This window comes from Gordonia sp. J1A (genome assembly GCF_055393515.1).
In genome coordinates this window covers 2,778,294-2,799,990 of record NZ_AP041607.1, presented here as the reverse complement: position 1 = coordinate 2,799,990, position 21,697 = coordinate 2,778,294, and the positions used below count along the sequence as shown (strand labels likewise).

At 65.4% G+C, this 21,697-nt stretch carries 22 protein-coding genes; 12 read left to right on the top strand and 10 right to left on the bottom strand.

Annotated features, from left to right (window positions below; translation table 11 throughout):
- The first annotated feature begins 614 nt into the window (after positions 1-614).
- The 8 genes from ACZ5QD_RS13080 (at position 615) to ACZ5QD_RS13045 (ending at position 8,265) form a co-directional block, all read left to right on the top strand.
- Positions 615-1,262 (top strand): class I SAM-dependent methyltransferase, encoded by a 648-nt coding sequence (locus tag ACZ5QD_RS13080; RefSeq protein ID WP_101841515.1) that lies wholly within the window; start codon positions 615-617, stop codon positions 1,260-1,262.
- A gap of 281 nt (positions 1,263-1,543) precedes the next feature.
- A complete protein-coding gene (locus ACZ5QD_RS13075) occupies positions 1,544-1,795 on the top strand; it encodes a hypothetical protein (protein WP_006898160.1) in 252 nt (83 codons plus the stop codon).
- Between the two features lie 257 nt (positions 1,796-2,052).
- Positions 2,053-3,540 carry a multicopper oxidase family protein gene (locus ACZ5QD_RS13070; protein ID WP_464366849.1) on the top strand — a complete coding sequence of 496 codons (1,488 nt, stop codon included), beginning with the start codon at positions 2,053-2,055 and terminating at the stop codon, positions 3,538-3,540.
- A 142-nt stretch (positions 3,541-3,682) separates the two neighbouring features.
- A complete protein-coding gene (locus tag ACZ5QD_RS13065; protein WP_006898158.1) occupies positions 3,683-4,897 on the top strand; it encodes a L,D-transpeptidase in 1,215 nt (404 codons plus the stop codon).
- A 303-nt stretch (positions 4,898-5,200) separates the two neighbouring features.
- Positions 5,201-6,124: a M23 family metallopeptidase gene (locus ACZ5QD_RS13060; protein WP_006898157.1), complete on the top strand. Its 924-nt coding sequence runs from the start codon at positions 5,201-5,203 to the stop codon at positions 6,122-6,124.
- 366 nt (positions 6,125-6,490) lie between these two features.
- Positions 6,491-6,919: a hypothetical protein gene (locus ACZ5QD_RS13055; protein ID WP_006898155.1), complete on the top strand. Its 429-nt coding sequence runs from the start codon at positions 6,491-6,493 to the stop codon at positions 6,917-6,919.
- Between the two features lie 49 nt (positions 6,920-6,968).
- On the top strand, positions 6,969-7,322 hold the full coding sequence (locus ACZ5QD_RS13050) for a BlaI/MecI/CopY family transcriptional regulator (protein ID WP_006898154.1): 354 nt from the start codon (positions 6,969-6,971) through the stop codon (positions 7,320-7,322).
- A 28-nt stretch (positions 7,323-7,350) separates the two neighbouring features.
- Positions 7,351-8,265, top strand: coding sequence for a M56 family metallopeptidase (locus tag ACZ5QD_RS13045; protein ID WP_464366848.1), 915 nt, complete (start codon positions 7,351-7,353; stop codon positions 8,263-8,265).
- Positions 8,266-8,375: 110 nt separating this feature from the next.
- On the opposite strand, the gene ACZ5QD_RS13040 is transcribed toward ACZ5QD_RS13045, so the two are convergent.
- The 3 genes from ACZ5QD_RS13040 to ACZ5QD_RS13030 all read right to left on the bottom strand — a co-directional run bounded on the left by ACZ5QD_RS13040 (position 8,376) and on the right by ACZ5QD_RS13030 (position 11,845).
- The gene (locus ACZ5QD_RS13040) at positions 8,376-9,185 is read right to left on the bottom strand and encodes a cytochrome c biogenesis CcdA family protein (RefSeq protein WP_006898152.1); all 810 of its coding nucleotides are present in this window, start codon (positions 9,183-9,185) and stop codon (positions 8,376-8,378) included.
- Entirely contained in the window at positions 9,182-9,796 is a 615-nt protein-coding gene (locus ACZ5QD_RS13035; protein WP_039868132.1) for a TlpA family protein disulfide reductase, read from the bottom strand. The genes ACZ5QD_RS13040 and ACZ5QD_RS13035 overlap by 4 nt, the downstream gene beginning before the upstream one ends.
- A 153-nt stretch (positions 9,797-9,949) precedes the next feature.
- Positions 9,950-11,845 carry a heavy metal translocating P-type ATPase gene (locus ACZ5QD_RS13030; RefSeq protein ID WP_464366847.1) on the bottom strand — a complete coding sequence of 632 codons (1,896 nt, stop codon included), beginning with the start codon at positions 11,843-11,845 and terminating at the stop codon, positions 9,950-9,952.
- Between the two features lie 87 nt (positions 11,846-11,932).
- On the opposite strand from ACZ5QD_RS13030, the gene ACZ5QD_RS13025 reads away from it, so the two are divergent.
- A complete protein-coding gene (locus ACZ5QD_RS13025) occupies positions 11,933-12,259 on the top strand; it encodes a hypothetical protein (protein ID WP_231650302.1) in 327 nt (108 codons plus the stop codon).
- A gap of 27 nt (positions 12,260-12,286) precedes the next feature.
- Here the strand turns inward: ACZ5QD_RS13025 and ACZ5QD_RS13020 are convergent, their stop codons facing one another.
- The 3 genes from ACZ5QD_RS13020 to ACZ5QD_RS13010 form a co-directional block, all read right to left on the bottom strand.
- Complete coding sequence (locus ACZ5QD_RS13020) at positions 12,287-12,871, bottom strand: YdhK family protein (protein ID WP_006898148.1); 585 nt, start codon at positions 12,869-12,871, stop codon at positions 12,287-12,289.
- A gap of 171 nt (positions 12,872-13,042) precedes the next feature.
- On the bottom strand, positions 13,043-13,252 hold the full coding sequence (locus ACZ5QD_RS13015) for a heavy-metal-associated domain-containing protein (protein ID WP_174302307.1): 210 nt from the start codon (positions 13,250-13,252) through the stop codon (positions 13,043-13,045).
- Between the two features lie 144 nt (positions 13,253-13,396).
- The gene (locus ACZ5QD_RS13010) at positions 13,397-13,795 is read right to left on the bottom strand and encodes an ArsR/SmtB family transcription factor (RefSeq protein ID WP_006898146.1); all 399 of its coding nucleotides are present in this window, start codon (positions 13,793-13,795) and stop codon (positions 13,397-13,399) included.
- Positions 13,796-13,891: 96 nt separating this feature from the next.
- Here ACZ5QD_RS13010 and ACZ5QD_RS13005 point away from each other — a divergent pair, with 96 nt between their 5' ends.
- The 3 genes from ACZ5QD_RS13005 to ACZ5QD_RS12995 all read left to right on the top strand — a co-directional run bounded on the left by ACZ5QD_RS13005 (position 13,892) and on the right by ACZ5QD_RS12995 (position 16,476).
- Complete coding sequence (locus tag ACZ5QD_RS13005; protein WP_039868140.1) at positions 13,892-15,856, top strand: heavy metal translocating P-type ATPase; 1,965 nt, start codon at positions 13,892-13,894, stop codon at positions 15,854-15,856.
- A 62-nt stretch (positions 15,857-15,918) separates the two neighbouring features.
- On the top strand, positions 15,919-16,314 hold the full coding sequence (locus tag ACZ5QD_RS13000; protein ID WP_006898143.1) for a hypothetical protein: 396 nt from the start codon (positions 15,919-15,921) through the stop codon (positions 16,312-16,314).
- The gene (locus ACZ5QD_RS12995) at positions 16,315-16,476 is read left to right on the top strand and encodes a hypothetical protein (protein WP_156150509.1); all 162 of its coding nucleotides are present in this window, start codon (positions 16,315-16,317) and stop codon (positions 16,474-16,476) included.
- A gap of 119 nt (positions 16,477-16,595) precedes the next feature.
- Here the strand turns inward: ACZ5QD_RS12995 and ACZ5QD_RS12990 are convergent, their stop codons facing one another.
- The 4 genes from ACZ5QD_RS12990 to ACZ5QD_RS12975 are packed head-to-tail and all read right to left on the bottom strand — an operon-like array spanning position 16,596 to position 21,656.
- Complete coding sequence (locus ACZ5QD_RS12990) at positions 16,596-16,979, bottom strand: hypothetical protein (RefSeq protein WP_006898142.1); 384 nt, start codon at positions 16,977-16,979, stop codon at positions 16,596-16,598.
- Complete coding sequence (locus ACZ5QD_RS12985) at positions 16,976-19,222, bottom strand: tyrosine-type recombinase/integrase (RefSeq protein WP_006898141.1); 2,247 nt, start codon at positions 19,220-19,222, stop codon at positions 16,976-16,978. Before ACZ5QD_RS12985 ends, ACZ5QD_RS12990 begins: the two co-directional genes overlap by 4 nt.
- Positions 19,212-20,411, bottom strand: a complete 1,200-nt coding sequence (locus ACZ5QD_RS12980; RefSeq protein WP_006898140.1) for a tyrosine-type recombinase/integrase — start codon at positions 20,409-20,411, stop codon at positions 19,212-19,214. Before ACZ5QD_RS12980 ends, ACZ5QD_RS12985 begins: the two co-directional genes overlap by 11 nt.
- A gap of 21 nt (positions 20,412-20,432) precedes the next feature.
- Positions 20,433-21,656 (bottom strand): XRE family transcriptional regulator, encoded by a 1,224-nt coding sequence (locus tag ACZ5QD_RS12975; RefSeq protein WP_006898139.1) that lies wholly within the window; start codon positions 21,654-21,656, stop codon positions 20,433-20,435.
- Positions 21,657-21,697: the final 41 nt, after the last annotated feature.

Sequence of the window (21,697 nt, the reverse complement as noted above, 5' to 3'; positions counted from 1 at the left end):
GGTAGTACTCGAATCCGCCAGAGTACCCCCAGGGGTAATTGGATGGTGCGCAATTTCTGAAATGACCGTGACTATGTCGGACCTGAGGGTAGAAAAAGGTCCGCGCACAAAACCATCGCAGTGTACGAGCCCGGAATCGAATGTCCTGAACTTGGACTCTGACAGAGTACGTTTAACCGCATCAGTGCAGTGAACTCTCGAAATCGTGCTGCTCTCTTCTGAAACTGACAGGTCGACCTTTCGTTATCGAATCGTTGAGTGTCTCGAAACCCGTCCGAAAACCAACTGTCTCTCAATACTTCGTGTCGTTGAGTTCTGCGACACTGTGCCCTTGTGAGCACACTTTTTATCTGTAACTTGGTTACGGTGTATCTGACTGTGAATCACATGACGGTTTAGATTGTGGGTGACACCCCTCCAGTCGGGTGTACCCGTCGATAGGGCTTACGTGGGCGTCGAGGACCGGCGTGGAGTCGTTTGAGATTGGCAGTCGGGGGCCAGCAGAGGATTGGTTCCGTGATTCATCCGGTAAGTCGTTCCCGATGTCACACCCGGGCGAACTCTCCGGGAGTTCCCTGATGCGGTTGCCGGGTCTGGGATGCTGCAATCGAGGTATGCATGTGGGCGAGCATGTATTGGTGAGTATTTCTCGGCAACTTGGGCGACCTGCCGGGATTCGCGGTCGAATCGTTGGCCGGGTAGTGAATCGACGCAATCGTGAACCTATCGCTGCCGCGGTGGAGGCTGCTGGAATCCGGGCGGGTCAAGTAGTCGCCGATGTCGGGTTCGGTGGTGGTGTCGGATTAGGGTTGTTGCTTGATCGTGTAGGGCAATCGGGCATGGTGCACGGATTCGAGATCTCCACAACGATGATCGACGGCGCACAGAGACGCTTCCGTCGCGAGGTCCAAACGCGGAGACTGTCACTGACTGCCGCGCCGATGGAGGCATTACCTGTTCCGGACGCTTCGATTGACGCGTTGATCAGCACAAATACGATCTACTTCATCGATGATGTGTTCGCCGCATTCAGTGAGCTCAATCGGATTCTCGCTGGCAACGGCTGCGCCGTTCTCGGCATCGCAGATCCGGATGCTTTGCGAGCGATGCCGTTCACGCAGTACGGGTTTCATGTCCGGGAGTTCGATGCGATTGTCGACGAACTCCAGCGAGCCGGCCTGCATGTCGAGGAGCGGATCCGCGCCGGCAGTGTCGACTTTCCCTACTGGTTACTCGTCGCACGCAAGTCGGGTGTCCGGTAGCGGTTTTCGATGGCTCCGCTGCCTGGGTGCGCCTGACCGCCTCACTGTGCGGTCCGGCTCGCCCCGCAGCTTCGGGTAGGCGACGTCGCTGAAGGAAACTCGTGGCGGACAACAGCATCAATGCTGTTCAGTCCAGGGCGGTGTGACGTGGGGAAGGCATCTTGGGCCGTGACGACCGAATGCCTGAAGTTGTCGGCCTGTGCCCCGGTCGGTGCAGGCGAGACTCGGTCTGCCACGGTCGGCGGGCGTACTGTTGGATCGACGGTGAATGAGGTGTAGCGATGATGTTCTCTAACGGCGGCCACATGGGCAGTTTCGGGCACGGTTGGATGCTGCTCGTACTGATCGCAGTCTGGGCGTTGATCGCCGTCGGAATCACTCTGGCGATCCGTTCGTCGATACGCGCCTCTTCAAAGCTGGACCCCGAGTCTGTCCTCGGCCAGCGTTTGGCGTGCGGGGAGATCTCTGACGTGGACTACACGCGGATGGTTCGGCTGATTCGCGACGACCCCCAGGGGCCTCCAAACTGGTGAGAGCCGACGAGTCGGCGCAGTGGTCAGGCCTGTGGGGTTGGTGATACTTCTCGTTGAACGGTGAGCCAGGACATGCCGTTGTGCGTGCTCCAATGTCGGTGACGGTGATCGGCCACATTCGTATCGTCAGCATCGGTTCAAGGTTTCCTCAAGATCGTCCGCGAGGGTCGCTACCCGGCGCGTCGGAGACGACTATGGGAGTGGACGTCCGCGATACATGCTCGCGGATTCAGCGCGGACCAGAAAGGCTGATCAGGATGGTTGAGGTTTCGAGGCGATCGGTGCTCATCGGAGGGTTGGCGGCGCTGGGGGTCGGCGTACTCGGCGCGTGCAGCCCGGACCGCCCTCAACGCCCTGAGTCGTCGCCGTTGCCGGGACCGCCGTTGCAGGCGTCGCCGAAGCCGGGGCAGAAGGTGGTGGAGGCGTCTTTGACGGCCCGACCGGTGGCTGTCGATCTCGGTGCGGGCATTATCGCGAACACCTGGGCCTACGGCGACGAGGTTCCCGGGCGAGTGGTTCGCGCCACGGCGGGCGACTTCCTGCGAGTCAACGTCGACAATCAACTTCCTGCGCCGACGACCGTTCACTGGCACGGCATCCGACTTCGCAACGAAGCCGACGGAGTCCCAGACGTCACGCAGCAGGCGATCGCACCCGGAAACCGGTTCGTGTACGCCTTCACGGCCCCCGATGCTGGGACGCACTTCTTCCACCCCCACGTCGGGGCACAGCTCGATCGGGGTCTGTACGCGCCGATCATCATCGATGATCCGGCCGATGCGGGCGACTACGACGCGGAATGGATCGTCGTCCTCGACGACTGGACGGACGGGGTCGGGAAGAGCCCCGATCAGATTCTGGCCGACTTTCAGGCCGAGTCCGGACCGTTGAAGTCGGGCATGGGCGGGATGGATCACTCGTCGATGCCGGGAATGAACCACGGCAATTCGTCGCTGGGTGACGCCGGAGACGTCGCCTACCCGCACTATCTCATCAACGGCAGGGTTCCGGAGGCGCCGACCGAGTTCCGCTGCCGACCGGGTCAACGAGTCCGGGTGCGACTGATCAACGCGGCATCGGACACGGTCTTCAAGGTCGCACTCGCCGACCACACGATGACGGTGACGCACAGTGACGGCCATCGGGTCAACGACAAGCAGACCGGAGCCCTGTACGTCGCGATGGGTGAGCGCTACGACGTGACCATCACCGCCGGAGATGGTGTGTTCCCGCTTGTCGCGGCGGCCGAAGGCAAGAGTGGCCAAGCCTTGGCGTTCCTGCGGACAGCTTCGGGACAGGCCCCGCCGAGCACCATCCGCCCGCGCGAACTCGAGGGTCCAGTACTTCTTGGCGCCGATGACCTGGCCGCGGCGGAATCGGCACGATTGCCCGACCGCGATCCCGACACCACACTCAAAGTCACTTTGAACGGGCAGATGTCGCCGTTTGCCTGGGGGATCAACGGCAAGAAGTACGGCCAGGACACACCGCTGACTGTCCGGCCCGGCCAGCGGCTGCGAATGCAGATCACGAACTCGACGATGATGGTGCATCCGATGCACATCCACGGCCACACCTGGTCGCTGCCCGACCGATCGGGTTTGCGCAAGGATACGGTGCTGATCCGTCCGATGGGCCGCGTCAACGTCGACCTCGACGCCGACAACCCCGGCGCCTGGGCTCTGCACTGCCACAACATCTATCACATGGAGACGGGCATGATGACCACTCTCCGATACGCGTAGACGCACCAGCCCTGCGGCACCTAGACCGGTACATCGCGGGCCGACTGAGACACCTCGATCACCCCATCTACTAAGCTGCTTAGTAGATGGGGTGGTTTCGCCCCTCGCGGTCGCGTTCTGTGCACACGAGAGGTCGTATCCCATGGTCAAATTCCCTAGAGGCGGTACTGCCGCCTTCCTTCTTGCTGCCGTCCTGATCATCGCAGGGTGTTCGCAGCCATCCCGGGATCTGGTGGCCGATCCGTCGGTTGCGTCGGCCGCGCCGTCGATCGAGCTCACCCCCGACGACGGGGCGAGCGGAGTCGATCCCCTTGCCCCGGTCGTGGCCACTGTGCGCGGCGGCACCCTGGAGAACGTGACGCTCGTCAACGATGGGGGGCGGCCTGTCGTCGGCATCATGACACCGGACCGCTCCTCCTGGAAGGTCGGTGAACCGCTCGGTTATGGCCGGACGTACACCGTGACCGCCACGGCTCGCGGCGGCGGACAGCGCGCCTCGCGCACCGGGTCGTTCACCACGCTCACCCCCGACAATCAGGCCGGCGTCACCCTGCAGACGACCGGCGGCACGCCACTGTCGACCGGAGGGACCTACGGCGTCGGAATCGTCATCGTTGCTCACTTCGACGAGCCGATTGGTGACCGCGCCGCAGCCGAGCGGCGACTGTCGGTCCGCACCACGCCCGGAGTCGAGGGCTCCTGGTACTGGCTCGACGACCAGAACGCTCACTGGCGGCCGCGCGAGTACTACCGTCCTGGCACCGAGGTCACCGTTGAGGCGCGGATCTACGGCGCCGACCTCGGCGGCGGCCTCTACGGTCAAGAAGATGCCGAGGCGACTTTCACGATCGGTGACTCGCACGTAGCGATCGCCGACGATCGCACCAAGCAGGTCAAGGTGTACGAGAACGGCAACCTCGTCCGCACGATGCCGACCTCGATGGGGATGGGTGGCACTGAGGTCATCGGGGGCACCGAGATCAGCTTCTGGACTCAGCGTGGCATCTATACGGTGCTGGATAAGGCGAATCCGGTCGTCATGGACTCGTCCACCTACGGTCTGCCGATCAACTCCAGGCTCGGCTACAAGCAAACCATCGCCTACGCCACGAGGATCAGCACCGACGGTGTCTATCTGCATCAACTGGACGAGACCGTCTGGGCGCAAGGAAACACGAATCTCTCGCATGGCTGCCTCAACCTCAACGGCGCCAACGCCCGCTGGTTCTACCAGTTCTCGATCCCGGGCGACGTCGTCGAGGTCCGCAACACCGGCGGGGCGCCGCTGGAGCTCTGGCAGAACGGCGACTGGGGCGTGCCCTGGGAGCAATGGCGAGCAGGCAGTGCGCTGGCCTGATCAGAACTCCTGCGAGACGATCACGAATAGATCTCACTCCCGCAACGATCTACTAAGGCGCTTAGTAGATCATTGGGTCGACATCGACGGCGTTGCAGCCCGCGCTGACATCGACCTGTCGACCGCGCTGACCTCCATGTTCTGCGATTGAAGGCGGCCCGCACACGCATTGCCCATTCCGTCGAATGTCCGGTTTGGTGCTGGTGGTGCCAGTGGTGCGCAAGTGTCATAGTGGCGTCCATGACTAGAGATCCCCTCGTCGGACTCACCTCCTCGCCATCATCGGCAACGCTCGCACCTCGGGTGCGGCACTGGGTGGGCACCGCCCCTGTCGCTCTTGGTCTGGCCGCGGCGGTTGCGGCGGGGACGCTGAGTCCAGCGCCCGCCGTGGCTGAGACCGCCAACGGTGTTGACGGTCACGTCGTGGTCGAGCTGGCGGCCATCGTTAAAGACAGCGTGCGGGCCGTGGCCGGACCTGACGGACTGGTGAAGCTGCTGGCCCCGATGGCCACCGTGACCTCATGTCTGACCGTCTCTGCCGAGACCGACCCCGCCGCAGGCGATCGGGTCGGAGCTCTGGGGTGCTTCGCGGCCGCCGGGACTGCCTTCGGTGGGCAGGCGCCATTGATCCTCGACGCGGTCCCTGTGGGGCGCCTACTGGCGACACTCGCTGCCGCGGTCGCGCCGCACGACCCGTCGATTTCGCACGGGGGATCCTCCGATCACCTCGCCCCGGACGGCGCCCGCCCCGCTCCCGGGCAGACTGCGGCCACCCCCACCCCCGGCGGTGTCCTGACCTCCACGTTCGGTGACGGTCGCGGTCATCAGGGCATCGACATCGGCAACCGCCTGGGAGCGCCCATCCTGGCGGTCGAGGACGGCGAGGTCATCAACTCAGGGCCTGCGGAGGGGTTCGGCCTGTGGATCCGTATCCGTCACGCGGACGGTGCTGTCACGACCTACGGTCACAACGATCAGAATTCGGTCAACGTCGGCGACCGTGTGCGTATGAGTCAGCAGATCGGCACTGTCGGCAGCCGCGGGGTGTCGAGCGGGCCGCACGTGCACTTCGAGGTCGCCGACCCCGCCGGGACGGCGATCGATCCGCTGCCGTGGCTGCAGGCCCGCGGCGTCACCATCGCCACCGAGGCATCGCCGCCGCCGACTGCGACGCCTCCGGACGTGTCGGTGCTGGCTCGGGGGCAGGTGCGCGACCGCCGACACTGACCTACTATGTTGCTTAGTAGATGGAGGGGTTGGCAGTGACGCGAACAAGGGTCAGTCATCGACTCGCCGTGGCGGTCGGCGTTCTCGCAGCAGTCCTCAGCGGTGCAATGATCTTGGTCTATGCCGAGACCGTTGACTTGCGAGGGCGCCCGCATGCGCACCGCCTCGGCTGGCCGCCGACCTGGCATTGGGTGTGGGCGGCAATAGTAGCGGCGATCGTGGCGCTCGCCGCGCGAGCGCTGCTGCGGCGACTGGTATTCACCGCGCACGTTCGCCGTGATTCGACGACTGCCGACCCGGCGGACGAGACCGACTCGACTCGACGGGCCGAGACACAGATGCTGACCAAGACAAGAAGGAGTGGCCATGCTGCGTGAGTGGTCCCTGGTGCGCTGGGTGGTGGCAGCAGTCACGGCCATCGCGATCGGATTGGCCGTCGGTATTCCGTCCGGACTGATCGACACGCCGTGGTATTCACGCATGACGCCGACCCTGTGGTGGAACTACCCGATTTGGCTGGCGACCGCGGTGTTGGGCGGCCTGATCGCGGCCACCTACATTCAAGCCCGGACGGCGCCGCGGATGGAGAAGAAACTCTGGGCGACGGTCGGTTCGGCGTTGGCTGTCGGATGCCCGGTGTGCAACAAGGTGGTGGTCGCGGTCGTCGGTGTCAGTGGAGCATTGACCGTCTGGGCGCCGTTGCAGCCGATCCTGGCTGTGGTGTCCGTGGCATTGTTGGGTTGGGCCCTGCAGCGACGGCTGCAGGGCGAACGGCGATGCGCGGTCGCGGCCTGACTGCGCGGTTTGCCGCAGTCAGTGCAGTGGCGTGAGGGAAAGGTGTGCGATGCACGGTCTGGGCGAGCTGGAGGCACGCATCATGGAGGTCTTCTGGCGCGATGACGCGGACAAACGTGTCCGCGACGTGCTCGAAGGGCTGGACGCGGAGCGCGAACCCGCGTACACGACGGTGATGACGGTGATGGACAACCTGTACCAGAAGGGGTGGCTGGGACGCGACCGGCGCGGCCGGGCGTACTGGTATCACTCGCTCAAGTCGCGTGAGCAGACCGTCAGCGATGCCTTGCGTGCGGTGCTGGCCGACGCCGGCGACCCGTCTGGGGCGCTGCTGCATTTCGTGCGGCACGCCTCCGACCAGGAAAGCGCAGCAATCGCTCAGGGCCTGCGGGAACGGGACTGACGCGGTGGTCACGGCAGCACTGTTGGGCGTGAGTGCGCTGGCTGCGGCTCTGATCGGTGACCGGGTCCTCGACGTCCTGATCGCGCGTGATCGACTCACGGCCAGGACCCTGCTGCGGGTGTGGGCGGCGCTGACCGCTGGCGTGTTCGTCGCCGCTGCGAGCTCGGTGGCCATCGTCGCCATTCCCGGCCACGCGAGCGTCGTGGGTGGGGTGTTGCAGACCTGCCTGAACGGACTCGACAGTGCGGTCAGCCGCACCCTCGAGTTGGTCGCCGGGCCAGGCGTGTTCGCCCTCGTCCTGGCCGTGTCCGGGTGGCGGGCTGCGGCGTTCTGGCGGACCGCCCGTCGCCGTGACCTCGAGATCGGGGCGCACCACGCACTGCTCGCGCGGTTGCTGAACCCGACGGGCGCCCGGTCGCCACTGTGGCTGCCGACGAGCACACCCATGGCCTACAGCACGCCCGGACGGACCGAGGGCCTGATCGTGGCCAGCGAAGGGCTGCGGCAGCGACTGGACCCGGCGGCGTTGTCGGCGGTGATGGCTCACGAACAGGCGCACGTCCATGGTCACCATCATCTGTTCGTCCGCGTCGCCGACTGTCTCTCGCACGCGGTGCCCTGGCTACCACTGACTCGGCAGGCGAGTCCCATCGTGCGCGCCCTGGTCGAGTTCGACGCCGACGCACACGCCGCGCATGAGCACGGCGACGCTGCCGTCGTCCGCGCGATCACGCACGTTCACCCGACCGCGCCGGCGGGCGCTCTGGGGATCGCTCGTGACTGCGTCGATCTGCGGTTGCATCGATTGGGCCGTTCCGCCGCTCCCGGCACGCGACCGTCGCGTAGTTCGTCCTACGCTGCCCCGACAGCGGCCGCGATGTTCCCCATTCTGCTATTCCTCGCCGGTCTGGCCACCGTCTTCCTGGCTGCCTGCCCCGCCTGACCCTCCTGGGAACCGGCCGGTGCTCGCCCGGCCCGTCGCATCGATCGTGATCGAGAGTCCGCACGCCGACGCGCACCGTCAGGCCGGGGCCAGGCTCGTTGGGCGCCCGGTCACACGGGCAGGACGACGTCGTTGATCAGCGCCTTTCGGACCCAGTCCACGAACACATTCCACAAGCCCGTCACCAACATCACGCCGACACCGACCAGCAGGACGCCCCCGACGATCTGAATGGTGCGGGCGTGGCGGCGGAGGAAGCCAAGGCTGCGGACGGCCCATGCCGATGAGAACGCCAGGACCACGAACGGGACACCGAGGCCGAAGCAGTACGCGACGACCATCAGCGCGCCGCGGAACGGCGCGTCGCCGTTCGTGCTGATCGCTAGCCCGATGACGGCACCGAGGGTGGCACTGCTGCACGGTATCCACCCGATGGCGAACACGGCCCCCAGCAGCGGCGCGCCGACCATACCGGTGCGGCGGTGAGGCGTCATGCGGCGTTCTCGCCGGAAGAACGGAACCACGCCGACGAATACCAAGCCCATCACGATGGTCACGACCCCGCCGACGCGTTGCATCACTGCCAGGCGGGCCTGATCGAGGAAGACCGAGGTCACACCGAACAGCGCCACCGTGGCCAGGACGTAGACGAGCGTGAAGCCCAGGACGAACAGCCCTGCCGCGGCAACCACCCGCCACCGGCCGGACTTGGGGCCCTCACCGACCTGGACGGCGGGAGCTTCGGCACCGACCAGCCCCGCCAGATACGACAGGTAGCCCGGCACCAGAGGCACCACGCACGGCGAGGCGAAAGAGATGATCCCGACCAGCGCCGCGACACCCAGGCCCAGCAGCAGCGGACCACTGGTGACCGTGGCCGCGAACGTCGTTCCCAGATCCGCCAGAAACCACTGATTCACTGCGGCGCCGCCTTCTCCTCGGCCACCGTCACAACGGCAGCACGCAATTCGGCCTCGGTGATCGCTCGAAGGAACAGCTTCGCCGGGCGGTGCTGGCGGTCGAGGATCAGAGTGGTCGGGACAACACCCACGGGGACTCCGAGTGCGGCAAGGGTGGCGCCGCCGTAGTCGAAGATCGACCGATAGGGCACCTTGCGGTCGGTGGTGAAATCCTGCGCGGTCGAGCGCGAATCACGAAAGTTGATCCCCACGAACTGCACCCCACGGGCGCGGGTGTCGCGGTAGACGTTCTCCAGTGCCTGAAACTCGGTACGGCACGGTGGGCACCACGAAGCCCACACGTTCACCACAACAACGTCACCGCGGTAATCGGCGAGCCGGACAGCTCCCCGGTCGAACAAGTCCTCACCCTCGACCGCGCCGATCGCACGCCGCATGGCGGGCGCGTAGTCGATGACCGTCTGACCGTCAGGGGAGACGAACTGATTGGCGCGCACCGCAGACACGGCATCAGTGCCGGTACCGCACGCGGTCAGCACCGTGGCACCGATGAGCATCGCGCCGACGAGCGCCTGCGCGCGTCGCCGACGGCCACGCGCGCAGTCCGGCATCCTCTCGTCGATCCGGTACCTGTCCTCGGAAATGTGTCCGGGTGCCACACGACCACCTCCATCTACTAAGGAGAGTAGTACTAACTTGCTTAGTAAATGGTGAGAGTGATCGATGCCCGGGTGCTGACGGTGGCCGGCGGCGGACTAACCCGGCTAGCGGTCCAAGACTGCGCGCGTCGTTGATCCTGGATGCAGGTCGAGTCTGCGCAGCAGTTGTGCGTTCAGGGCCACGACGATGGTCGACAACGACATGAGGATCGCGCCCACCGACATCGGCATGACAAATCCGATGGGTGCGAGCACTCCGGCCGCGAGCGGGACGGAGATCAGATTGTAACCGGCCGCCCACCACAGGTTCTGTTTCATCTTGCGGTACGCCGCTCGCGACAGTTCGATCACCGAGAGCACGGAGCGGGGATCGTCGCTGGCCAGGATGACACCGGCCGAGGCGATCGCGACATCAGTGCCTGCGCCGATCGCCAGACCGATGTCGGCCTGGGCGAGCGCGGGAGCATCGTTCACCCCGTCTCCGACCATCGCCACCCTGCGACCTTCGGTCTGCAGTTCCTGCACCTTGGCGGCCTTGTCTTCGGGACGGACACCGGCGAAGACACGGTCGATGCCGAGTTCATGAGCAACGGCATTCGCGACAGCTTCAGCGTCACCGGTGATCATCACGACCTCGACGCCCTGCGCATGGAGCGCATCGACAGCCTCGCGTGACTCGCGGCGGATCTCGTCGGCGAGTTTCAATGCGCCGATCAGCCGCCGGTCTTGAATGACATGCAAGATGATCGCCCCGTCCGCACGCCAGCGATCAGCGACAGGCAGTTCGTTGAGGTGTTCTTCGGCGAGCAGGTGCGGGCCCCCGACCCGCACTGTCGTTCCCTCGATCGTCGCGGTGACCCCCACTGCGGGCGATGAGGAGAAATCGCTGCTGGTCGGGACTCTGAGGCGGTGGCGATCGGCGGCGCCGACGATCGCGCGTGCGAGGGGATGCTCGCTGTCGGACTCGGCGGCCGCCGCCAACGCCAGCAACTGATCCTCGTCGACGTCGTCGACGGCAAAGACGTCCGTGACAGTGGGTTCGCCCCGGGTGAGCGTGCCGGTCTTGTCGAATAGGACGCTGTCGACCGTCCGCATGCTCTCCAACGCAAGTCGGTCTTTGACGAGTACGCCGCCCCGGGCCGCACGCTCGGTCGCGATCGAGACGACGAGCGGAATCGCCAGGCCCAGAGCGTGCGGGCACGCGATCACCAAGACGGTGATCGTGCGAACCACCGCATCATCGGGCAAGCCGATCGCCGTCCACACAATCGCGGTGATCGCCGCGGCTCCGAGGGCAAACCAGAACAGCCATCCGGCCGCGGTGTCGGCGAGTCGTTGAGCACGAGACGACGAGTTCTGAGCATCGGTGACAAGCCGTTGGATCCCGGCGAGAGTCGTCTCGTCGCCGGTGGCCGTGATCACGATTCGTAGTCCTGAATCGGAAGCGACCGTCCCCGCGGTCACGGTGTCGCCAACACTGCGGGTGACCGTCTGGGACTCACCGGTGACCATCGATTCGTCCATCGCCGCACGCCCCTCGACGATCCGGCCGTCGGCTGGGATGCCCCCGCCGGGGCGAATGACGACGGTGTCGCCGACCTCCAGATCGGCGGGGGCCACGGCCTCGATTTGCCCGTCTCGGACACGTTCTGCTTGGTCGGGCAGAAGCGCGGCCAGGGAGTCCAGGGCCGAGGTGGTCTGGGCCAGCGACCGCATCTCGATCCAGTGGCCCAGCAGCATGATGACGATCAGCAGCGCCAATTCCCACCAGAACTCCAGTTGATGACTGACAAGTCCCAGCGTCGCCGCCCAGGACGCGAAGAACGCCACCGTGATCGCCAGTGCGATCAGAAGCATCATCCCGGGTTTCCGCGTCCGCAGCTCGCTCAGAGCGCCGGCCAGGAACGGCCAGCCGCCCCAGAGGTACATCACGGTGCCGAGCGCGGGCGCGATCCATTCGGCCCAGCCGGGGACCGAGTAGCCGACCAACATCGCGAACATCGGCGAGAAGGCGATTACCGGAACCGCGATGATGAGGTTGATCCAGAACAGTCGGCGAAACTCCCCGACGTGGTCACCGTGCCCACCATGCCCCCCGTGCGCACCGTGGTGGTCCCGGTGCCCACTGTGGTCTCCGTGTCCACTGTCGTGGTCCAGGTGCCCGCTACGCCCGCTGGGGGTGCCATGCTCTCCGTGATGGTCGGCGTGGTCGTTGTGATCTCGACCGTGCTCGCCGTGTTCGTTGTGCCCGCTGTGCGGTGGGTCTGCGACAGCATTGTGGCTCTCAGGCACTGCCGCGTCATGGCGGTCGACGCCGTGTATGGGGGCGCCGCCGACGTCTCGGTGGTGGTGGTGCGCGTGGGGGTCAGTCATCCTGCTGCCTTCCTCATCGTCATTCCCCAGCTGGGTTGGTGACTGTTGAAGTCGTCACCACCCCCCGGCTCAAGACGTCGGTTGAATTTCGCTCTCGACGACCCACTTATGGTTGGTCATCTTCATGCCGTCCGCCTCGTAATCGACCATGTAGACGGTCTGGTCGGTGGAGCTGGCGATTGTTGCCTTCGCCCCCTTCATGCCCGTCATGTGATCGGCCTCAAGGGTGACTTCGGTGCCATCGGCCAGACGTCGATCTCCTGCGTTTTTGATCTCCTGTTGGACTACCCACTTGTGATCCTTGACCGGCTGGCCGCCGGTGGTCGGGGTGAAGTTCACCGAGTAGGTGTAGGTGTCGAAGGCGCCGACGATTGTGGCCCGCGCACCGTCCATGCCCGCCATGTGGTCTGCGGTCAGCATGACCTGGCTGCCGATCGGAAACTTGGGTGCTGAGACCGCCTTGATGCCGGCAGGTGCCGGTCCGCCGTCCATCGGGTGGTCCATCGGCGAATCGCTCATTGCTCCGGCACTGCTGGCCATGCTGCCACTGTCATGGCCTTGGTGGTCCTGGCTTTCGCCGGCACTGCAACCGGCCAGAACCAGTACTCCGACGAGTATTCCGGCCGAGACGGCCGTCATGAGAGGCTTGCGCATGTGGTCTCCTATCCACTCTGATCTCACCGAACGACGCACCGGTGTGGTGCATCGCCGTTTTCTCCGTTGTCGGCCGATTGCGCTTTGCTCGGCGGCCGCACAGGGCTGAAGGTGTAAAAGTGCGTTAACCCGCGAACGTCACGCCGACAGCAGGACGCGAGCTGGCGTCCATCAAATCCGCACTGCCGAATAGCCGGCCGCTGTGACTGCGTCGACCACCGCGGCCTCGTCGACGAGGCCGACGGCGGTGACCACGAGCCTGCCGGTCTGCGCGCTCACCTGAGCGTCCTGAACACCCTCTACGGCTGCGACTTCCTCGCGCACCGAGGCCTCGCAATGCCCGCACGTCATGCCTGTTACCTGATACTCGCTCGACGACATGTCTTCCCACCTCTCCAGTTGATACCCCATGGGGGTATGATGTTCCGATGACGAAATACCTGCCGCCGGCCGTGATGCAAGAGTGCCGCCGCGCATCGCAGGTCAGGCGACCTGGCGAGAGCTGCCAGGTGTGGGGCGACTCGGTCAGTTGCGGTTGACTACGTCTGCACGTGACCGTTCGGGCGTCTCGGCGGTGTACTGATCAGTGAGACCGAGACGGAGGTGTTCGCTATGATAAACGGCCTCGTCAAGCAGTTGAGCGACGTGGGTGTCATAGAGGCTGTACACAATGCTGCGGCCGTTGCGTACCCCCGTGACCAGGCCCAGGTTCCGTAACAGTCGTAGTTGGTGCGAGACCGCGGACGGCTCCATCTGCACGGCCGCCGCAAGTTCTCCCACAGCCATGGCTCCGCCTTGAAGCTCGGATAAGATCCGCAGCCTGCTCGGAGTCGCCAAAGCCTGCAGGGTGGTGGCGACGCGGTCGGCGGTCGCCGCGTCGAGTGAGGTCGTTGTCTCGCCGCCACTGCCGATCCGGTGTCCCATGATCAACATCATACTTCGCACTACTCACATGAAGAGGTGTTCATATATTCTGATTTGGTGATTGATTCGAACCAGAGAGAGTGACCCGGGATGGACATGGCGACGACACAGGTCGACCAAAGCAGGGGTGCCGCGAGGCGTGGCTATGCCGGGGCGCGGACCCGTCCATGGGACCTTGCCGAGGTCCGATGGGCAGTGGCCGCATTGGTGTTGTTCGTGGCCGGGCTGGCCGCGCAGCTCGGCGGCACGGCGCCGGCAGTGTGGTGGACGCTATATCTGGCCTGCTATGTCGTCGGTGGGTGGGAGTCGGCGCTGTCCGGTCTGCAGGCGTTGCGCGAGAAGACTCTCGACGTCGACCTGCTGATGGTTGTGGCCGCGATCGGTGCTGCCGCGATCGGGCAGGTCACCGACGGTGCCCTGTTGATCGTCATCTTCGCGACTTCCGGCGCCTTGGAGGCCTGGGCGACGGCTCGCACCGAGGATTCGGTGCGCGGACTGCTCGACCTTGCGCCGAGTCGGGCCACGGTCCTTGGCGCCGGCGGGCACGAGCAGATCGTTGACGCCGCGGGGTTGGTCGTTGGCGACGTGATCCGGGTCCGCCCCGGTGAGCGTATCGCCGCCGACGGCACCGTCATCGACGGTGCCAGTGAAGTCGATCAGGCCACCATTACTGGGGAGCCGCTACCGGTGATCAAGCGGGTCGACGACGAGGTCTTCGCCGGTACGGTCAACGGCACCGGCGCACTGACAATCCGCGCTGACCGGCCTGCCGCCGACTCGGTCGTCGCGCGTATTGCGGCGATGGTCGCCGAAGCGTCGCAGACGAAGGCGCGAGCACAGCTGTTCATCGACAAGGTCGAACAGCGGTATTCGATCGGCATGGTGGCCTGCACGCTCCTGGTGTTCGCGATTCCGCTCGCGTTCGGTGCCGAACTGCAGCCGTCTTTGCTGCGAGCGATGACGTTCATGATCGTTGCGTCGCCGTGCGCGGTGGTCTTGGCGACCATGCCGCCGTTGCTGGCCGCCATCGCCAACGCAGGTCGCCGCGGCGTCCTTATCAAATCAGCGGTGGTCATGGAAAATCTGTCGACGATCGACACTGTCGCATTCGACAAGACGGGCACAATCACCTCCGGCCGTCCTGTCCTGGCCACCGTCGACCTCACCGGGCAGGGCCTCGACCTCGGCCACGGCATCGACACGGTCCTCAGCGTCGCCGCAGCCGTCGAGTCACTCAGTGAACACCCACTGGCGGCGGCCATCGTCTCAGCTGCCCATGAGCGAGGGCTATCGGTCCCGCCGGTGGAAGGCTTTGCCGCGCAGCCGGGGAGCGGTGTGACCGGCGTTGTTGGCGGGCACCAGATCGCGGTCGTGTCTCCACACACCTCGGACACCCCCGCGGCGGTCGAGGTCGCCGAACTCGTTGCTGCCGCCGAAACGCGAGGCGACACCGCGGTCATCGTCGTCGACAACGGGGCGGCTATCGCAGTGTTGGCTCTGGGCGACTCGCAACGCGTCGACGCGGCCGCCAGCGTGGTCGCTCTGACTGGCGATGGAGTGAGTACCGTCCTGTTGACCGGTGACAACGCAAAAGCCGCGGAACGCGTCGCGGCCGACGTGGGCATCGTTGACATCCATGCTGAATTGCTCCCGGAGGGCAAAACGGACGCCATTGCCGCCCTGCACGCTGGCGGTCGCACTGTCGCTATGGTGGGCGACGGGGTCAACGACGCGCCCGCGCTCGCTGCGGCCGAGGTTGGGATCGCGATGGGCGGCGCCGGTTCTGATCTGGCGTTGCAGGCTGCCGATGTCGTCGTCGTCCGTGATGATCTGACCGCAGTGCCCTCGGTCCTCGCTTTTGCTCGGCGGGCGCACCGTGTCGTCGTCGCCAACCTCATCATCGCGGCGACGTTCATTGCGGTACTGGTGCTCTGGGACCTGCTCGGCACGCTGCCTCTGCCACTCGGTGTCGCCGGCCACGAAGGGTCCACCATCATCGTCGGGCTCAATGGTCTGCGACTGCTCCGGCGTTCTGCGTGGCCACGAATGATTGGGCACTGATCAGCGGAGCCTCCGAAAAACGGCGGCGAATCAGGCGGCTTGTGTGTGCGACGATGACATCCATGGAATCGGTCCGGCCCTCGGTTGCCGCCGTCCACGATCGTGTGACAGTGCATCTGGACGCCCTCGACGACGCGACACTGGTCGACCAACTGCGCACGCTGCTCGGTGCGCGTTTGGTTGCGTATCTGGCCGGCGCGCCCAGCACCGCTGCGGTCAGCGACTACATCACACACGCGGCCGCAGTCCCGGACCACGTCCGAGCCCGTTTGAAGGTGGCCTACAGCGTGGCGGCCCTGCAACACCAGCTCGGCGCTACCCCATCGTTGATCCAAGCCTGGTTCCAAGGACGCAATCCGCGCCTGGATGATCGAGCACCGGCACAGGTCATCGCCGACGATCCCGGCCGCTTCCGAGGCACGCTCATCGCGGCCGCCGTAACTCTGGTGGGTGGCTAGGTGGACACTGACGCCGCGTTTGCGGCCTCCTGGCGGATCGGCAGTCGAATCAATGCCGTTGCTCAGGCCGAGATCCTCGTCGACTCCGTGGTGGGACCGCCACAGCACATTCGGCGACGACTGGATGCCGTCATTGACGACCTCCTCGATCCTGCTGACTAGGCTGGCGAACAGACGAATCAGCCGATGGCCCTACGGTTGGGCGCGATGTGCGCAATGACGTTCTCGAACCGTGGGACGGGACGTGCGCCGGTTACCCGAGAATCGTCGGCGGTCTGTCGTCACTCGTCCGCCGTGTCTAGCCGGCCGTAGAGTTTGGCGATCAGCACGTCCTTGGCGCGAAGTTCTGCGCGGAGGCGACGGAGTTCGGCATCGTTGGCCGTTAACTGAGCGCGAAGCGCCGACACGATGGAGCTGTCGGTGGCTGCAGCCTCGGGTGGCGGGGCGATGGTGGTGTGGGCGCGGATCTTCTCCCGCAGGTCCGGATGGTTGTAAATCGTCTTGCGGGTGACGCCGGCACGTACAGCGACGGCGTTGATGTTGATTGTGGCCCCCGATCTCCGCATGGCGGTGAGGGCCTTCTCAATCCGAGTCCGGACGTCGGCGGAGCGCTGCTGTGCGTGGGCGTTGAGCGCGGCGATCGCCTGATCAGTCGGTGGCGTCATACCCCATTACCTCGGTTCTCAGCTTTCCCTAGTGCGATCTCGTGCAGCCCTCGAGTCTGGATCTGCAGCAGCGGTCGCCGATCGGAGGTGCCGGCCCCGGCCACCGCAGAATCGCGATCGGCCGATGCCTGGTCCTCTTCGGCAGCGAGTCGGGCGATGATGGCATCGAGCGAGGCGATCTCGCGGAGACGTTCGTGGACCCAGACATTCTCGTCGGAAAGTTGCCGACCCGTGCGCTCGTGGTATTGGCGGCGCCGCACCTGGAGAAGCGACTCGGTACGGGTGCGCTGGTCGGCGAGTTCGTCGAGGTGTGTGCGGTCGGTGGCGAAGTGACCGCAGGTCAGGCAGGCGTTGCCTTTGTCGCAGGTCTGCAAGGGCGGCAGCAGACAGACGCCGTTCGGGAGGACGCGGTCGGTGCGTTGGGACAGTTGGGTCATGTCGTAGACGTCGGTGGGGCTGATGCCCAGGTCGGCGCCGTGGGCGCCGATCTTCTTGTGCTTGAGGAACTCCGCTTCCGCAGTGGCTGCGAGGGTGGCCGCGTATCGCAGGGTCATCTCGGGTGAGGCGTGTCCGAGGTAGCGCTGCACGACGTGGATGGGGACGCCGTCATTGAGGAGCTCGGTCGCCCGGGTGTGCCGGAGCCGGTGGGTTTGGGTGAACCTCAGAGGGTTTCCGGCGCTGTCGGTGAGTCCGTGGACTCGGTCGAGTTTGGCCAGTGCGGATCGGTAGGAGGCATACGGGCGGGGGCGTTGCCCCTGAAATTGGTGCCGGACCCCGAGAAACAGGTACTTCGGGGTCAGGTCCGGGTAGTGGTCTCGGTTGTACTGTTGTTGTTCGGCGATGATGTTCACCACGGCCTGCTCAACCAGGATCGTCGGGATGACGCCGTCGACCTTGGTCTGCTGGTACCGGAGTTTGGCGACGAACGCATCGGGGTCGTTACTGTCTACGGGACGTTCGATGCCAGGGATCGCCTCCAGGGGTTCGTGGTCGAGCATCAGGATCTCCGAGGCTCGGCGGCCGGTCAGGGCTTGAAGCAGCCAGATGCGGGCGGTCTGCGGGTCACCGAGGCCGGCAACGACCGATAGGGTTCGGTCGGGGTGGGTGATCGACACCGGGAATCCGCGGTCGGCGGACAGGACGTCGAGGTAGCACAGCATCTGCTGCAGTTCGCTGGTGCTGTACCAGGTCAACTCCCGAACGCGGGAGGAGTGCCGAGTCCGGAACGCCGGCCCCCACAGCCGGGTGTGCGCGGCCGAGACCGCCAGCCAGCGACGATCGCCGGTCGCCGCCGCGGCTTCGGGGGCGTGGTCGGCCATGAACGTGTAGAACACCTGCGTCTGGCTGCGGGCCTCGTCGACGGCCGACGCCGACAACAATCGCCCAGGCCGGGCACAGGCCTGCGGTGAGTGCAGGTAGCCGGAGAAGTCGGTGAACACCTGACGCAATACTGCGGGGTCGGTGCTGATCACTGGATCGTCGATGCCCTGAGCCTGCAGGAACGGCCCGAGAAGGCGGGACAGGGTGCGGGCCCGCTCCACCGCCGACGACCACCGCAGCAGTTCGGTGCTCAGCGCGGTCCGCAACCAGAAGCGGACACCGTCGCGGAGCCAGCGCGGTTCGAGGGTGTCCAAGCGTAGCGCTTTGTCGTGGGCCGGTTCGTGCTCGCGTTGCGGGATCCGCCGATCGGCTCGCAGATCCCAGATGTCGTGCTCCCACCACGGCTTGGTGCCGCAGCGGACACTGACGTGCAGGTGCATCTGCTCGATGAAGTTGGTGATGTTGCGGCGCGAGTTCGCCGACGCCAGGCGGGCATTGCGCTGCTCGAACCCCACCAGCGCCGACCGGGTCAGGTCCGCGACACCCAGGTCGGTCACCGACGTCGGTGGATCACCGTGGACTCGTTGATAGTCGGCGACGGCCGCGGTCAACGTCAGGGAGAACCAGCGCAGCAGGGACGGTTCGATCTTGCGGAGTCCGTCGGCACCGCACAGCCACACCCACCACGCCAGCTCTTGCTGCAAGCGCAGCGGAACCGACTGCGGGGTGAAGTCGTGCCCGTCCGGGTTCCGCAGGTACCGCCGATTGAGCAGAAACACGCGATCGGCGGGCGCCTGGTCGATGCGGTACCGCAGCTGCCGCCATTGATCGGGGACCCGCGCCCACTGCGCCTCCCACAAAGAGTCCCCGGAGGGATCTGCGGCGTCGGCAGGTATCAGCCGCGGGGTGTGGTCAGGTGTCATGGATTCCCCTCCAGCCCGCGACGTAGTTCTTCCACTGCGACAGGGACCGCATCTGCGCGTCTTCGGTCACCCATCCGTAGGTCGAGAGAGTGGTCTGCACATCCTGGTGGCCCAGGCGCCGCATCACCACGTGCGGCGGAGTCCCGTTGAGGAGCAACGCGGTCGCATGCGTATGACGCAGCCAGTGCGGCGACCAGTCGGCCGGCACTGTGTCGGGATGGTGGCGCCGCACCTGGTCGACCCGGGCGTACACGGTCTCCACCCGCATCGGCGCGAACTGCTGCCCGCGAACGAGATTGACGAACACGAAATGTGAATCCAGGTTCTCCACGAGCACGTCAGCGCACATCTGCACGAGCATCCACACGTACTCGGTGTAGAGCGCGGCCAAGTCGTCACCGATGTAGATGCGGCGAGCCCCGGTTTTGGCGCGCAGGCCGTGAGGATGATCATCGCGGCCGACGATGTCGATGGATGGGGTGACGCCGCCAGTGATGTGGAAGTCACTGTGCCGCAACGATAACGTTTCACCCAGGCGCATGCCGGTCTCGGCCAGGACCGCCATCATGAGTCGGTCGCGGAGTCCGACAGGGCCGCCGGTCCAGCCGGTGTCGGTCTGGACCGCACAGTCGTCGAGGATCGCGACCACCTGCGCTGGATCCAGGACCGGCGTCGCAGACTGGTTCGGCAGCCGAGTCCGGTACAACGGCCGCCGGTGATCGCGGTGCGGGCCGACACCGTCGAGGAAGCCCTTGTAGGGGCTCGCCCAGCGTTGGGTCCGGCGGGCACTGTAGAGCCGCTCATACGGTTCGATCAGGTGATGAGCATCGGCGTGGAAGGTGTACAGCGCCAGCACAGCAGCACTGTAGGTGGCGACCGAGGATTCGGCGAGCCACCTCTCCCGCTCGGACAGTCGCGTCACGCCGGGCAGGTCCCCGTACCGCAGGTAGGTCAGGAAGTCGCCGAACCGGGACACCGGAAACTGGTCCCACTCGTCGCCGACATGCTCAAGCAAAGTCCACCAGTATCCCAGGCCACGGGCGTAGCCGCGGACGGTATTAGGTGAGCGGTCCTGATCGCGCAGAAACCGCAGGAACTCGTGCGCAGGCAGAACGGGTAGACCGGTGTCGTCGACGACGGTGTAGGAGTCGGGCCGGTCAGGGAATCTCATTCGCTGTGCTCGGGCCATCACCGCCACCTCCGCCGACGATCACGCTTGCCGCGAACGGTGAGCGCCGGCGAAGTCGACCTCGACAACCGCGCCGCGGCGGCCGGTGACCGACGGCGCGGCCGCTGACGCCGGCGTTGCTACAGCCTTCTGAGCCGGCCCTCGCTGGCCGACCATCAACTCGCCGATCACATCGACCGGCAGGATCAATCGGCGTGCGGCCAGAGCCTGCACAGATTTGGTGCCGTACACCGCTTCGACCCACCTGCTCATCAGGCGAGGACGCTCGGGAAGCCGATCGTCCCAGCCCGGTTCGGTGCGGCCCCAGGTGAACCCGGTATCAGGATTCACCCGCGTATACAACTGCTTGCGCAGCGTCTCGTAACGATGCTCGTCCATGGCGCCGGACTCGTAGAAGTGGCGCAGCAATGCGCCGAGCGAGATGCCCCACTTCATCTTCACCGGAAGGAGATTCACCAACGACGGTGCACTACGCAACGATGCCGACGCATGCGCGTACGGCGCCAGGAACTCCGAAGCGAATCGCGAGGCCTCTTGCTCGCGTTCGTCGGTCATCTCACCGGCATTGCGATGGAGCATCAGGTGCCCGAGCTCGTGTGCGAGCGTCCACCGCGTCCGTTCCCACGAGTCCAACTCCCGCGACGCGACCAGAGGCCGTTCCCGGAATTCTCCGATCCACACCGAGCACCCGAGATGCTTCTCCAGACGTCCGCGTGAATTGCCTTCCAGGCCTTGGGATCCGAATCGTTCACTCCGCATCATCACCGGGATCCCACTTCGTTCCATCAGATGAGTCAGGTCCGCAATCGGCGCATCCGGTCCGACATTGAGCATCTCCCTGGCCGCCGCGGCCGCAGCGACAGGATCCAACGTCGGTCTGGGCTCAATCAGTAAGGGCGGCAACTTCTGCGCAGCATGCAACTGGAGCAGGAAGTCACCTGACAACGCCATCACCTGCGCCATCCGATTTTTCTCGGCAGCGGTCATCGCCTTCGGCGCCCGGAACGACAGATCCGACGGCTCGACCCGCGACACCGGTGCGGTGGTGAAGAACTCCGCAGGAAACCGCAGAACCTCACTCAAATGATCGACGTCCTGGACGGCCAACTCGACGGTCTCCGCGCGCTCCATCCGCGTCAACCGCGCACCAGACCAGCCCATCTTCGCGAGTACTTCTTTGGCGGTCATCCGTCGGAGCAGTCTCGCTTGCCGGACCCTGAGTCCGTACACCTCACATGTGGTCATAACGTCCCCGATTCAAACACTCGCCGACTGACGGTAGCGAC

What these genes read in the sequence shown, in the direction of transcription:
- ACZ5QD_RS13080 (WP_101841515.1), top strand. Translation starts at nt 615, where the DNA reads ATGCATGTGGGCGAGCATGTATTGGTGAGTATTTCTCGGCAACTTGGG.
- ACZ5QD_RS13075 (WP_006898160.1), top strand. Translation starts at nt 1,544, where the DNA reads ATGATGTTCTCTAACGGCGGCCACATGGGCAGTTTCGGGCACGGTTGG.
- ACZ5QD_RS13070 (WP_464366849.1), top strand. Translation starts at nt 2,053, where the DNA reads ATGGTTGAGGTTTCGAGGCGATCGGTGCTCATCGGAGGGTTGGCGGCG.
- ACZ5QD_RS13065 (WP_006898158.1), top strand. Translation starts at nt 3,683, where the DNA reads ATGGTCAAATTCCCTAGAGGCGGTACTGCCGCCTTCCTTCTTGCTGCC.
- ACZ5QD_RS13055 (WP_006898155.1), top strand. Translation starts at nt 6,491, where the DNA reads ATGCTGCGTGAGTGGTCCCTGGTGCGCTGGGTGGTGGCAGCAGTCACG.
- ACZ5QD_RS13050 (WP_006898154.1), top strand. Translation starts at nt 6,969, where the DNA reads ATGCACGGTCTGGGCGAGCTGGAGGCACGCATCATGGAGGTCTTCTGG.
- ACZ5QD_RS13035 (WP_039868132.1), bottom strand. Translation starts at nt 9,796, where the DNA reads ATGCCGGACTGCGCGCGTGGCCGTCGGCGACGCGCGCAGGCGCTCGTC.
- ACZ5QD_RS13030 (WP_464366847.1), bottom strand. Translation starts at nt 11,845, where the DNA reads ATGTTCGCGATGTTGGTCGGCTACTCGGTCCCCGGCTGGGCCGAATGG.
- ACZ5QD_RS13025 (WP_231650302.1), top strand. Translation starts at nt 11,933, where the DNA reads ATGCCCCCCGTGCGCACCGTGGTGGTCCCGGTGCCCACTGTGGTCTCC.
- ACZ5QD_RS13020 (WP_006898148.1), bottom strand. Translation starts at nt 12,871, where the DNA reads ATGCGCAAGCCTCTCATGACGGCCGTCTCGGCCGGAATACTCGTCGGA.
- ACZ5QD_RS13015 (WP_174302307.1), bottom strand. Translation starts at nt 13,252, where the DNA reads ATGTCGTCGAGCGAGTATCAGGTAACAGGCATGACGTGCGGGCATTGC.
- ACZ5QD_RS13010 (WP_006898146.1), bottom strand. Translation starts at nt 13,795, where the DNA reads ATGGGACACCGGATCGGCAGTGGCGGCGAGACAACGACCTCACTCGAC.
- ACZ5QD_RS13005 (WP_039868140.1), top strand. Translation starts at nt 13,892, where the DNA reads ATGGCGACGACACAGGTCGACCAAAGCAGGGGTGCCGCGAGGCGTGGC.
- ACZ5QD_RS13000 (WP_006898143.1), top strand. Translation starts at nt 15,919, where the DNA reads ATGGAATCGGTCCGGCCCTCGGTTGCCGCCGTCCACGATCGTGTGACA.
- ACZ5QD_RS12990 (WP_006898142.1), bottom strand. Translation starts at nt 16,979, where the DNA reads ATGACGCCACCGACTGATCAGGCGATCGCCGCGCTCAACGCCCACGCA.
- ACZ5QD_RS12985 (WP_006898141.1), bottom strand. Translation starts at nt 19,222, where the DNA reads ATGACACCTGACCACACCCCGCGGCTGATACCTGCCGACGCCGCAGAT.
- ACZ5QD_RS12980 (WP_006898140.1), bottom strand. Translation starts at nt 20,411, where the DNA reads ATGGCCCGAGCACAGCGAATGAGATTCCCTGACCGGCCCGACTCCTAC.
- ACZ5QD_RS12975 (WP_006898139.1), bottom strand. Translation starts at nt 21,656, where the DNA reads ATGACCACATGTGAGGTGTACGGACTCAGGGTCCGGCAAGCGAGACTG.